Raw genomic sequence first — 12,665 nt, forward strand, 5'->3', positions numbered from 1 at the left:
GAGAGATGCGCGTCGCGGTCGCCGTTCCCCGCGCGTGACCGCTGCCGGCTGAGCCCGGATGACCGGGGAGTCGCCGCGCGGGCAACGCCGCTCGGCGGCAACGCGGCGGCCGCGCGGAGCATTCCGCCGCGACCGCGTCCGGGCGGGGTGCTGCGAGTCGGTTACGACATCTCAGCCGTTTCGCAACCTGGGGTGCGGAAACGCCGCGTACAGTCCGCCTGATGCGCAGAGTAAAGTTGTTCCCTCGCAAGGGGGTATAAATCGGAATGATCACGCGTGTTGATTACATGGAGTGATCGACCGGTCTCCCTCGTGGTGGAACGATTCCTGGGCACTCATCGGTGTGGCCAGCCACCCCGGATACGTCGCGCTTCGCGCGTGCGCGCCGCGCCCGCGCGCCAGTCGCGCAGCGTCTCCTGCGTGGTCTAGTCCAAAACCCCGGGACGCGGCCGGACCGAGCCGACAGGCGGCAGAACTGACAGGCGGCTACCGCCGCCCGTGACACGAGAGGACGTGATCGTGAGTACCACGGTTGCGGACGCGCCGCAGCGGGGGTTCTTCGGGCACCCCCGCGGGCTGCAAACGCTGTTCTTCACCGAGATGTGGGAGCGCTTCTCCTACTACGGCATGCGGGCGATCCTCGCGTACTACCTGTACACCGCCGTTTCCGAGGGCGGGCTCGGCATCCCGCAGTCCACCGCGCTGGCCGTGGTCAGCGGCTACGGCGCCTCGGTGTACATGTCCGGCATCCTCGGCGGCTGGCTGGCCGACCGCGTGATCGGCGCGCAGCGCTCGGTGCTCTACGGCGGCTTCATCATCATGCTCGGCCACGTCTGCCTCGCGCTGCCCGGCGGACTGCCGACGCTGCTGGGCGGCATGTTCCTGCTCGTGCTCGGCACCGGTCTGCTCAAGCCGAACGTCTCGAACATCGTCGGCGGGCTCTACGGCGACCACGACACGCGCCGCGACGCCGGGTTCTCCATCTTCTACATGGGCATCAACATCGGTGGCTTCGCCGCCCCGCTCATCTGCGGCTGGCTCGGCGAGAAGGTCAACTGGCACGCCGGTTTCGGTGCCGCCGCCGTGGGCATGGCCTTCGGCCTGATCCAGTACGTGCTCACCCGCCGCAACCTCGGCACCGCCGGCCTGCACCCGGTCAACCCGCTGCCCGCCGAGCGCAAGAGCGGCGTGCTCGGCCGGGCCGCCGGCATCGTCGTGCTGCTCGTCGCCGTCCTCGGCGGGCTCGCCGCCACCGGGGTGCTCGGCCTGGAAGGCCTGGTCACCCTGATCAGCGTGCTCTCCGCGGTGCTGCCGATCGGCTACTTCGCCGTGATCCTCTCCAGCAGGCAGATCACCCGGACCGAACGGCAGCGGATGATCGCCTACATCCCGCTGTTCCTGGCCACGGCGCTGTTCTTCCTGCTGTTCGAGCAGCAGCCGAACACCCTGGCGGCGCTGGCCAAGGAGGACACCCAGCTCGACTTCTTCGGGTTCCACATCCCGGCCTCGTGGTTCCAGTCGGTGAACGCGTTGTCCATCATCGTGCTGGCGCCGGTGTTCGCCGCCCTGTGGGTGAAGATGGCCGACCGGCAGCCGAACACGCCGCAGAAGTTCGTCGGCGGTCTGGTCTGCGTCGGCATCGCGTTCCTGTGGGTGGTGCTGTCCAAGACCGCCGCGGGCGGCGGTGACCACTTCGCGCTCATGCTCGCGGCCGTCTTCGTGATCCTGACCCTCGGCGAGCTCATGCTCTCCCCGGTCGGCCTGTCGGTGACCACGAAGCTCGCGCCGGCCGCGTTCTCCTCGCAGGCGATGGCGCTGTACTTCCTCGCCCCGGCGATGGGGCAGGGGCTGGGCGCCCAGGTCGTCAACTACTTCACCGTGGGCAACCAGCAGCTGTACTTCGGCGTCATCGGCGCGGCCACCATCGCCTGCGCCGCGCTGCTGCTCCTCGCCGCGCGGTCGATCAAGCGCTACATGCACGGCGTGCTCTGATCGCGCCGCCGCGCGGGTGCCGGGGCTCCGCGTCGGCACCCGCACGGCGCGTTCAGCCGAGCGGGCCCACCAGCGGCAGCTCCACCGAGCGCTGGGCCGCGGAGTCCTCGCCGGGGTCCGGCGGGGCGTGCCCGGGGACGCTGCGGTCGTGCGGCGGAACCGCGCCGTCCACCAGGTAGTCCGCCCCGATGCGGTCCACCCGCGCGTTGCCGGCCAGCGCGAACACCCCGTGCTTGCCGGCGTTCCGCTCGGTGATCATCACCGAGGACGGCAGCGCGCGGTGCATGGCCAGCGCCCCCTCGTGCGGGGTGGCCACGTCGTGCTCGGAGTTGATCACCAGCACCGGCGGCAGGCCTTCCCCGGTGATCTCGACCGGCTCCCGCGACGGTGCGGCCCACGTCCGGCAGGGCGCCACGGTCCAGCTGTTGTACCAGGCGGCCAGCGGGTGGTCCGCGGCCATCTCGGTGGCGTCGCGCTCCCACTCGGAGCGGCGCGCGGGCCACGGGCTGTCGGCGCACTCGACGGCGTTGTAGATCGCGTTGGCGTTCTCCGCGGCGCGGTCCTTCGGCTCGACCATGCCGACCAGCGCCCGGTCGTCCCCGCTCCGGAACCGGTCGATCGCCTCGGCCAGCGGCACCCAGTCGCTCTCGCCGTAGAGGGCGTTGAACGTGATCTCGATGAACTCCGACGGGCCGAGCGGGCCGTGCGGCCGCTGCCGCAGTTCCTGCAGCACGCCCCGCCAGTGCTCGCGCACCTGCGCGGCGCTGCTGCCGAGGCCGAGGGCACCGTCGTGCTCGGCGGCCCAGCGGAAGTACCGCTCCAGGCGGTGCTGCACGGCGACGTCCTGGTCGAGGATCGTCTCGTACCACAGGCGCCCGCGCGTCGGGTCCACCGCGCTGTCCAGGATCATCCGGTCGACGCGCTGCGGGTGCAGCTCGCCGTAGACCGCGCCGAGGTACGTCCCGTACGAGTAGCCGAGGTAGCTGATGCGCTGCTCGCCGAGGGCGGCGCGCACCCGGTCCATGTCGCGGGCGTTGTTCGGCGTGGTCAGGTGCGGCAGGTACCGGCCCGCCCGCTCCGCGCAGCCCGCGGCGTAGTCCTCGGCGCGCTGCCAGTTCTCCGCTCGGTCGGCGGGGGAGTCCGGATCGGGCAGCGGTGGCGTCCAGTGCTCCTCCGGGTCGACGCAGCTGATCGGAGCGCTGTGCGCGCTGTGGCGCGTGTCGAACCCGACCAGGTCGTAGTGGTCGCGCACCTCGGCCGGCACCGCGCTCGCGAGGCGGCCGGCGAAGGAGGCGCCGGGCCCGCCCGGGCCGCCGGGGTTGACCACGAGCGCTCCCCGCCGCTGCGCGGGCTCGCGCGCGGGCAGCCGGGACACGAGCAGGCGGATGTGCTCGGCGCCGGGCTCGGAGTAGTCCACCGGCACGTCCACCCAGGTGCAGCGCAGGTCCGGGTGCTGCTCGGCCAGGTCCTGCGGGCACGGACCGAAGTCGGCCGGTGGTGGGGACTGCCCGGCCGGTGCGGCCTGGGCCGGGGCGGTGGTCAGGCTCGCGGCCACCGCCGCCGCGGCGATTCCGGAGCCGATCTTGGCGAGTGCTGAGCGTGCCACGGGCGACCCTCCGTCGTGCGTGATCGAGTCGCGCCGCAGCGTAGTCGATCACGCACGCCCGGGCGCCACCGCGGATCAGGTGCGCGGTGCTCCGGAGCGCTGGCCGGGGGCGAGCAGCTCCTCGTCCAGGTCCTCGAGCAGCTGCTCGATCCGGTCGAGCCAGTGCAGGCTGCGGTGCAGCGACGTGGGTCCCGCGGGCAGGGCTTCGGCCAGGTCGTGCAGCGATTCCCCGGCCTGGCGGGCGGCCTCCTGCGCCGCGCCGAACTCCTGCTGGGCCTCGGCGGTCAGCGCCTCGGCGGCATCGGCCAGCGCCCACAGCAGCTCGGCCAGCCGCCCGCGCGTGTCCTCGTCGGTCATGTCGACGGTGGGCGGCAGCGACACGGCGAGGTTGCGCACGTAGTAGGCGCACCCGCTCAGGATCGTCACCGAGCGCTGCAGATCGCTGCGCCGCGAGCGGAAGCGGTAGCTGGTCAGCGGGCGCGCGCTGGTGACCACCTGCTGCAACCGGTCGTCGATGTCGCGGACGGACCCGCGCAGGCTGGAGACGCCGCCTTCCGCGTCGATGCTCGTTCCCGTCTCGCGCAGGAACGTCCGCAGCGACAGCAGCATCTCCTCGATGTTGTCCCGGACCTGGTCGCGGGTGCGGGTCGGCAGGATGAACAGCGCGGACAGGATGCCCGCTCCCGCACCGATGGCCGTTTCGGCCAGCCGCACCTCGAGCACGCCGATGTTGAACGTGCCGAGCATGTCGTAGAGGGCGCCGAGCAGCGTGGTGATGAAGAACGTCATCGCCGCGTAGGAGTAGCCGGCGAAGTAGAACGCCAGGAACAGGCAGCAGAGGATCACCGCGATCTGCGCGGTCTGGTGCCCGCCGATCTGGATGGCCACGAGGATGCCCGCCACGACGCCGAACAGGGTGCCCGCGGTGCGCTGCCACGCGCGCACGAGGAGGTCACCGCGGCTGCGCGTGCTAATGAACACGACGAAGGCCGTGATCACCGCCCAGTACCAGCGGTTCGGCGAGACGAGCTGCCCCGCGAGGATGGCGAGGCCGGCGGCGGTGGTGACCTGCACGGCGATGCGGGTCTCCAACCGCTGCAGGCCGGTGGCGGTGTCCTGCTCCTCCTCGGAGTCCTCCTCGGTCCGCGCGGAGGGGTCCGCGCGGTGCGCGCCGAGCTCCCCGGTGGCGTCGGCGAGGTCGGCGAGGTTGGCGCCGAGCCTGCGCACCCCCATGGCCACCTGCACCGATCCGGAGCGCTCGATCCCGTCGGCGACCGACTGCGCGGCCTCGCGGACCTCGCTCGGGCGGGTGCGCAGCACGAGCAGCAGCGAGTCGATGGCGCGGGCGGTGTCGGTACCGCCGCTGGGGTGGTCGATGAGCTGCAGGAGGGGGGTGAGCAGGTTCTCCGCGGCCAGTTCGACGTCGAGGATGCGCTGCCGCACGAGTTCCTCGCCGGCCTGGTCCAGCGGGGTCAGCTGCTGGACGGTGCTCTCCAGCATCACGGCGGTCTCGTTGAGCCGCACCAGCCGGTTGTGCAGGGTCTTGCGCCTGCGGGGCACGTCCGGCTGCGCGGCCACGTCCCGCACGGCGTGCAGCAGCCCGTGCACCTGCGCGCGCAGCGTCCGCCGGCCGCGCTCCAGCACGCCCTCCGGTGCGTCGCTGAGCACGTGGAAGCGCACGACGTAGGCGCTCAGCGTCCCGCAGCCGGCCGCGGCGAGCAGCGCGGGCACGTTGGCGACCGCGGGCTGCAGGAACATGGTGAAGAAGTACCCCATGAACGCGACCATCCCGAGCGGGAAGTAGCGCGGTCCGAACCGCCGCACGTACGTCGCCAGGAAGATGATCGCCAGGAACACGAGGATGCGGGCCACCGGCCACGGGGTCAGGACGGTGGACAGCGTCAGCGACGCGCCGGCGGGCAGCGGTAGGAGCACGGTGGTGACCCGCTGCTGGCGCAGGTCCGGGTCGTTGACGGCGAGCGTGGCCATGATGGCCACCACCGCGCCCACCAGCGCCATGGTGGGCGGCTGCCCCCACCAGGTCAGCAGCGGCAGCATGACCAGCAGCTCGGTGCCGACGGCGAGGACGACCCGGGAGGCGGTGCGCAGCCGGCGCAGCGCGGGGTCGGATGCGAGGAAGCGGTTCCACCACTCGCTCCACATCCGGCCGTGCTCCTCTCCCTCGCTGCCGCCGCGCTCCCGGAGCCCGCGCTCCTGGACGCCGCGCCCCGGTCTCCGCGGTCCGGACATCCGCGGCCCCCGACATTACGCGGCCGCTGGGACGACCGGGGGACATCACCCGCGCGTCTGGTGGAGGCGGCTCACGCGTTCCGGTGGCGCCGCACGCTCTCCTCCACGAGGTCGAGCACGGGGCCCAGGTCGTCGGCGGGGAAGCCCATCGCCAGGTGGGACACGAGGCCTTCGAGCACGAGCTCCAGGTAGGAGGTGAGCACGTCGACGTCCACGTCGTCGCGGAGGTTGCCGGACTGGCGCTGCCAGCGCAGGCGGGCCTTGGTCGCTGCGGTGAGCTGCTCGGAGCGCTGGGCCCAGCGCTCGCGGAACTCCTCGTCGGTGCGCAGCCGGCGCGAGACCTCCAGGCGGGTGCCCAGCCAGTCCGCCCCCGGCGTGCGGTCGTGCCCGCTCGGCTGGCCGAGGAGGTCGCGCATGACCTGCACCAGTCCCTGCTCGGCGACGACGTCGGCCATGCGCGCCGCGTCGTCCTCGGCCAGGGCCAGGAACAGCGACTCCTTGTCCTTGAAGTGGTGGAAGATCGCGCCGCGGGACAACCCGGTCGCGTCTTCCAGCCGCCGCACGGTCGCGCCCTCGTAGCCGAACCGCGCGAAGCACGTGCGGGCGCCGTCGAGGATTTGACGGCGGCGCGCGTCCAGGTGATCTTGACTGACCCGTGGCATGGGTTGATCCTTGCAACACACGGGCCACCAGTGCAATCCGTACGTACGTACTGTTACTTTCCGCGCTCACGTATCACCGTAAACGGCACTGTCGTCCCGGCCGTGCCACAACGAGGCTGTCCCCAGGGCCCGCAGCGGCCCGGCACTCCCGCAACCGCACGCCCCGTCTGGCGGTGACCGCATGGCCGTATCCACCGGGCAGCAGACCGACCGGCACGTGGTGCCGGTGCCGCGCACCTCGGATCCCGCCGGTGCGGTCGTCCACGACCGGGGCGCAGCCGAGGAGCGCATCGCCGGGGCCAGCTTCCGGCACGGGCCGCCCAGGCTGCTCGGCGTCGAGCTCGAGTGGCTCGTCCACCACCGGAGCGACCCGCGGCGGCCGCTCGACGCCGCGGCGCTGGCCACCTCCCTCGGTCCGCACGCGCCCGCGGTGCTCGTCGCCGACAGCCCGCACCGGCCGCTGCCGCACGGCTCGACCCTCACCCTCGAGCCCGGCGGTCAGGTCGAGATCTCCAGCACGCCGGCCACCGACCTGGGGGAACTGCTCACCCGCGTCGCCGCCGACGCCGCCTACCTCCGCGAGCGGCTCGCCCGCTGCGACCTGGCCATGGCCGACGAGGCCATGGACGCCTGGCGGTTGCCGCGCGCCGTGCTGCGCGCACCGCGGTACGTGGCGCTGGCGACCACGTTCGACCGCGTCGGCCGCCACGGGCGGCTCATGATGCACGGCACCGCCGGCATCCACGTGTGCCTGGACGTGGGGGAGCAGCACCGCTCGGCCGCCCGGTGGGCCGCGCTGCACACGCTCGGGCCGGTGCTCATCGCCGCGTTTTCCAACTCGCCGCGCCTGCACCGCGCCCGCACCGGGTGGGCGTCGACGCGGATGCGGTCGCTGCTGCGGATGAACCCCTCCCGGGACGGCCCGCCGGAGCGGCTGACCGCGCAGCCCGCCCGCGACTGGGCGCGGCGGATGCTCGACACCGAGCTCACCTGCGTCCGCCGCGACAGCGGCGACTGGCGCGCGCCCGCGGGCGTCAGCCTCGCGGAGTGGATGGGTCCCGACCGCGCCGGGCTCGACCGCGAGCCCACGCCGGAGGACCTCGACTACCACCTGACCACCGTGTTCCCCCCGGTGCGGCCGCACGGCTACTTCGAGGTCCGCTACCTCGACGCCCAGCCCGCGCACGACTGGATGCTGCCGGTGGCCGTGCTGGCGGCGCTGTTCCGCGAGGAGAGCACCGTCGACGCCGTGCGCGAGCTCACCGCTCCCGCCGAGGGGCGGTGGACCGAAGCCGCGCGCGACGGCCTCGCCGACCCGGTGCTGGCGCGGCTGGCGCGCCCGGTGCTGCACCTCGCCTGGCGCAGGTTGTCCGAAATGGAAGGTGTGGAAGCCCTCACCCGCCGGCTGGCGACGTTCGTCGCCGGGCGGTGCGCGGCGGCGCGGTGCTGAGGGCGATCGAGAGCGACCGAGAGCAGGGGTGTCCACTGTGGACGACATGACGAGCGGGCGGCTCAAGGAGCGCGTCGCCACCGAGATGACCCGCACCCGGCAGCGCAGCGCCGAGCTGACGGACGCGGTCGACGACGGCGAACTGGTGCGGCAGCACTCGCCGCTGATGTCCCCGCTGGTGTGGGACCTCGCGCACGTCGGCAGCCAGGAGGAGATCTGGCTCGTGCGCGACGTCGGCGGCATCGCTCCGGTGCGCCCGGACATCGACGACCTCTACGACGCGTTCCAGCACCCGCGCAACCAGCGCCCCGAGCTGCCGCTGCTCGGCCCCGGCGAGGCCCGCTCGTACATCGGTACCGTGCGCGAGAAGGTCCTCGACGTGCTCGACCGGAGCCCGCTGTCCGGGCGGGACCTCGTCCGGGAGGCCTTCGCCTTCGGCATGATCGTCCAGCACGAGCAGCAGCACGACGAGACGATGCTCGCCACGCACCAGCTGCGCTCCGGCCCGCCCGCGCTGCACGCGCCGGCGCCGCCGGAACCGGCCGCGGCCGAGGTGCCCGCGGAGGTGCTCGTTCCCGGCGGGGCCTTCACCATGGGCACCAGCACCGAACCGTGGGCGCTGGACAACGAGCGTCCCGCGCACGAGGTGCACGTCGGCGACTTCCGGCTCGACGCCGCGCCGGTGACCAACGCCCGGTTCGCGGAGTTCATCGCCGACGGCGGCTACGACCAGCCCCGGTGGTGGAGCGAAGCGGGCTGGGCCTACCGGCAGCGGGCGGAGCTGGCCGCTCCGCTGTTCTGGAGGCGCGACGGCGACCGGTGGGTGCGCCGGCGGTTCGGCCGCGTCGAACCGGTGCGGCCGGAGGAACCCGTCGTGCACGTGTCCCACCACGAGGCCGAGGCGTACGCGGCGTGGGCGGGCAAGCGGCTGCCCACCGAAGCCGAGTGGGAGAAGGCGGCGCGCTGCGACCCCCGCACGGGTCGCTCGATGCGGTACCCGTGGGGCGACGAGGACCCCGGGCCGGAGCACGCCAACCTCGGCCAGCGCCACCTGTCCCCGGCGCCGGTCGGCGCCTACCCCGCCGGCGCGGCCCCGTGCGGGGCGCACCAGCTCATCGGCGACGTGTGGGAGTGGACGGCCTCGGACTTCCGCCCGTACCCGGGATTCGCGGCCTTCCCGTACCGGGAGTACTCGGAGGTGTTCTTCGGCAGCGAGCACAAGGTGCTGCGCGGCGGGTCGTTCGGCACGGACGCGGCCGCCTGCCGGGGAACGTTCCGCAACTGGGACTTCCCGGTCCGCCGCCAGATCTTCGCCGGTTTCCGCTGCGCCCGCGACGTCCGAGCGGACTGACGGGGGCGGGCGCATGTGCCGACACCTGGCCTACGTGGGCGAACCGGTCGCGCTCGCCGGCGTGATCAGCGAACCGGAGCGGGGACTGCTCGAGCAGACCTGGGCGCCGCGGGACATGCGCGGCGGCGGCACGATCAACGCCGACGGGTTCGGGGCGGGGTGGTGGCAGCGCGGCGAGCAGGTGCGCTACCGCTCCGTTCACCCGATGTGGGCGGACTCGGACTTCCTGCACCGGGCGGGCTCGCTGCGCGCGAGCGCGTTCCTCGCCGCGGTGCGCTCGGCGACGCCGGGCATGGCCACCACGCACACCGCCTGCGCCCCGTTCGCCGACGGCACGTGGCTGTTCAGCCACAACGGGCGCATCGCCGGCTGGCCCGGTGCCGTGACCGACCTGGCCGGCGGCCTCGACGCGACACGACTGCTGACCATGGACGCGCCGACCGACTCGGCCTTCCTGTGGGCCCTGGTGCGTGCGCGGCTGGCCGAGGGGCGCGACCCGGTGTCGGTCGTGGTCGGCACCGTCCGGGACGTCGCCGACCGGGCCCCGGAGTCGCGGCTGAACCTGCTGCTGACCGACGGGGAGCGGATCATCGCCACCACCTGGTCGCACAGCCTGTGGACCGGCCGCGGCGGGAACGCCGCGCTGGTCTCCTCCGAGCCCTTCGCGCTCGACGGCGGGACGACCGCCTGGTCGGAGGTGCCGGACGGCAGCCTCGTCCTCGCGGACCGGCACCGCACGACGGTCCAACCCCTGCCCGCGGCCCCGGAACCCGGCGCGCCGGCGGCCCGCGCGGATCACCGACGAAAGGCGAGCACAGCATGAACGAGCCCGAAATCGCCGTGCGGTTCACCCCGGAGGAGGCGACGCGGCGGCTCCGCACGGAAGCCGACCGGGGACTGCGCGCCGACCCCAAGTGGCTGTCGCCGATGTGGCTGTACGACCAGCGGGGCAGCGAGCTGTTCGAGCGCATCACGGAGCTGCCGGAGTACTACCCCACCCGGGCCGAGCACGAGATCCTGCAGTCCTGCTCCGCCGAGCTCGCCGAGCTCACCGAAGCGGGCACCCTGGTGGAGCTGGGATCGGGGTCCTCGGCCAAGACCCGGCTGCTGCTGGACGCCCTGCACAAGCAGGGCACGCTGCGCACGTTCGCGCCGGTCGACGTGTCCGAGTCCGCCCTGCGGGAGGCGGCGGCCGCGCTGGCCGCCGAGTACCCGCAGCTGCACATCCGCGCGGTCGTCGACGACTTCACCGCCGGGACGATCGCGCTCCCCGGCGAGCCCGCGCGGATGGTGGCGCTGCTCGGCGGCACGATCGGCAACCTCCTGCCGGAGGAGCGCGCCGTGTTCCACGCCGCGGTCCGCGCGGCGCTGCGCCCGGGGGAGTGGCTGCTCATCGGCACGGACCTGGTGAAGTCCCCGGAGCGGCTCGTCGCCGCCTACGACGACGCGCAGGGCGTCACCGCGGAGTTCAACCGGAACGTGCTGCACGTGCTCAACCGGGAGCTCGGCGGGGACCTGCCGGTGGCGAACTTCGACCACGTGGCCCGGTTCAACGCCGAGCAGGAGCGGATGGAGATGCAGCTGCGGGCGCGCGAACCCGCAGCGACGAGGCTCTCCGCGCTGGACCTGCCCGTGCGCTTCGCCGCGGGCGAGGAGCTGCACACCGAGATCTCGGCGAAGTTCCGCACCGGTTCGGTGCGCGCCGAGCTCGCCGAGGCCGGTTTCCGCACCGTCCGGCAGTGGTGCGACGCCGCGGGCGATTTCGCCGTGACGCTGGCCCGGCTCGAGTAGACGTCCGGCTCGAGCGGAAGCCCGGGTCGGGTGGAGCGCGATTCGGTGACCCGCGGTGCGCGCGCACCGCGGCGGTGCTGCCGGGCCCGCCGCCCGGGCGGACGTCACTGCGCGGGGCCGATGCGGGAGAGGCAGCCCATGCAGGGCATGCCGAGCGGTTCCTGCGACACCTCGGCCAGCTCGGCCGGGATCTCCTCGCCGCACAGGGTGAGCCAGTGCTGCGGCGGCTCGTCCGCGGTCGGCGCGTCGGCCATGTGCACCAGGCGTTGCGCTTCGCCCACCACGCCCGCGGCGTAGCGCACGGCGATCGTCTCGGTCATGACAGCCCCCAGGTCGTCGTCAGCGGTAACGGGTTCGCCGCGCGCATGCACTCCGGGCAGGTGGGCCACATCCAGGAACGGCCGTCCCGCGCGGGGAGCACCGTGCGCGCGCACAGGGTGGCGACGCTGGTGGTGGCCGGGCTGGTCGGCCCGAGCACGGCGTGCCGGTACCGTTCGGCAGGCCGCCAGCGGGGTGTTCGCTGTCCCATCGGTGATCACCTCCTGCGAGGGTGACCGCAGCGGGGCGCGCCGATGACGGATTCCGCGCGAAAGTAACTCGATCGAAGGAACGATGCGCGGGGAACCCGGGCGGCGCGCCCGCGGTCAGAGCAGGGAGCGGACGATGAGGAGCACCGAGCTGGCCGCGGACAGCCCCAGCACAGCGGGCCGGGTCCACCCCGCGTCGACGCGTCCCCGCAGCGGTGTGGACAGCAGGAACCCCAGCGCCATGAACGGCACCAGACCGAGGCTCGTCGTCAGCTCGGAGGGGCCGATCTGCCCGCCGATGCCCAGGCCGGCCAGCGACACCGCCCCTCCGAAGAGCATGTAGCAGGCCATCGTCGCCCGGACCCGCGGGCCCTCCTCGTGCTGGTACAGCACCGCCACCGGCGGTCCGCCGATCGAGGCCGCCGTGCCGCCGACCCCGCCGAGGAAGCCGGCGGCGAGCAGGGCGGGGCGGGTGGGCCGCGGCTGCCACGTCCACACCGAGGCGAGCACGCACGCCAGCACGAACACGCCGACGAGCACGGCGAAGGACCGCCGCGGCAGCAGCGCCACCGCCGCCGTGCCCACGGCCGCGCCCGGTACGCGGCCGAGCACGGCGAACGGCATGCCGCGCCAGTCGGCGTACCCCGACTCGCGGCGCAGCGCCAGGAACGACAGCACGAAGGCGAGGATGAGCAGGGGAACCGGCACCAGCGCCGGGTCGACCAGCGCCAGCAGCGGAGCCGCCAGCAGGTTCATCCCCAGGCCGACGACCCCCTGGATCACGGCCCCGAGGAAGATCACCGCGGCGGCGAGACCGAAGGCGGCCAGCGTCACCGAGCCTCCTCTCGACGCACCGCGGCCGGCCGCTCGCGGGCCGCGCCGGGCCCCGCTCGCCGGGGCCGGTGCGACCGTACTGCGCCTGGCGGTGCGGTGAGCGCGTACGTGCGCCGTGCCACTCCTCGCCGCGGAGCCCGGAGCCGGGTCCTGCAGCTGCGGTCGTGATCACCCGGACGTGTGGAGCGCGAGCGCGGAGGTC

At 73.6% G+C, this 12,665-nt stretch carries 11 protein-coding genes; 5 read left to right on the plus strand and 6 right to left on the minus strand.

What is annotated here, in order from left to right:
- The first annotated feature begins 519 nt into the window (after positions 1–519).
- Positions 520–1,992, plus strand: a complete 1,473-nt coding sequence (locus tag ACVGV0_RS08450) for a peptide MFS transporter (protein ID WP_459159311.1) — start codon at positions 520–522, stop codon at positions 1,990–1,992.
- A gap of 52 nt (positions 1,993–2,044) precedes the next feature.
- Here ACVGV0_RS08450 and ACVGV0_RS08455 read toward each other — a convergent pair whose 3' ends face one another.
- From ACVGV0_RS08455 to ACVGV0_RS08465, 3 genes are all read right to left on the minus strand, one after another.
- Complete coding sequence (locus tag ACVGV0_RS08455) at positions 2,045–3,598, minus strand: alpha/beta hydrolase (RefSeq protein ID WP_459159312.1); 1,554 nt, start codon at positions 3,596–3,598, stop codon at positions 2,045–2,047.
- Positions 3,599–3,673: 75 nt separating this feature from the next.
- Positions 3,674–5,761, minus strand: a complete 2,088-nt coding sequence (locus tag ACVGV0_RS08460; protein ID WP_459159313.1) for an FUSC family protein — start codon at positions 5,759–5,761, stop codon at positions 3,674–3,676.
- 158 nt (positions 5,762–5,919) lie between these two features.
- The gene (locus ACVGV0_RS08465; RefSeq protein WP_459159314.1) at positions 5,920–6,510 is read right to left on the minus strand and encodes a TetR/AcrR family transcriptional regulator; all 591 of its coding nucleotides are present in this window, start codon (positions 6,508–6,510) and stop codon (positions 5,920–5,922) included.
- A gap of 181 nt (positions 6,511–6,691) precedes the next feature.
- Between ACVGV0_RS08465 and ACVGV0_RS08470 the strand changes: the two genes are divergently transcribed.
- From ACVGV0_RS08470 to egtD, 4 genes are read left to right on the plus strand one after another with little or no spacing between them, the layout of a single operon-like run.
- Entirely contained in the window at positions 6,692–7,960 is a 1,269-nt protein-coding gene (locus ACVGV0_RS08470; RefSeq protein ID WP_459159315.1) for a glutamate-cysteine ligase family protein, read from the plus strand.
- 46 nt (positions 7,961–8,006) lie between these two features.
- Entirely contained in the window at positions 8,007–9,311 is a 1,305-nt protein-coding gene (gene egtB / locus ACVGV0_RS08475; RefSeq protein WP_459159959.1) for an ergothioneine biosynthesis protein EgtB, read from the plus strand.
- A 13-nt stretch (positions 9,312–9,324) separates the two neighbouring features.
- On the plus strand, positions 9,325–10,134 hold the full coding sequence (gene egtC / locus ACVGV0_RS08480; protein WP_459159316.1) for an ergothioneine biosynthesis protein EgtC: 810 nt from the start codon (positions 9,325–9,327) through the stop codon (positions 10,132–10,134).
- Positions 10,131–11,102: an L-histidine N(alpha)-methyltransferase gene (gene egtD, locus ACVGV0_RS08485; protein WP_459159317.1), complete on the plus strand. Its 972-nt coding sequence runs from the start codon at positions 10,131–10,133 to the stop codon at positions 11,100–11,102. Before egtC ends, egtD begins: the two co-directional genes overlap by 4 nt.
- A gap of 104 nt (positions 11,103–11,206) precedes the next feature.
- Here the strand turns inward: egtD and ACVGV0_RS08490 are convergent, their stop codons facing one another.
- From ACVGV0_RS08490 to ACVGV0_RS08500, 3 genes are all read right to left on the minus strand, one after another.
- Positions 11,207–11,422 carry a hypothetical protein gene (locus ACVGV0_RS08490; RefSeq protein ID WP_459159318.1) on the minus strand — a complete coding sequence of 72 codons (216 nt, stop codon included), beginning with the start codon at positions 11,420–11,422 and terminating at the stop codon, positions 11,207–11,209.
- On the minus strand, positions 11,419–11,631 hold the full coding sequence (locus ACVGV0_RS08495; RefSeq protein ID WP_459159319.1) for a zinc finger protein: 213 nt from the start codon (positions 11,629–11,631) through the stop codon (positions 11,419–11,421). Before ACVGV0_RS08495 ends, ACVGV0_RS08490 begins: the two co-directional genes overlap by 4 nt.
- A 115-nt stretch (positions 11,632–11,746) precedes the next feature.
- Positions 11,747–12,463, minus strand: a complete 717-nt coding sequence (locus ACVGV0_RS08500; protein ID WP_459159320.1) for a TSUP family transporter — start codon at positions 12,461–12,463, stop codon at positions 11,747–11,749.
- Positions 12,464–12,665 lie beyond the last annotated feature (202 nt).

This window comes from Salinifilum ghardaiensis (assembly GCF_054491345.1).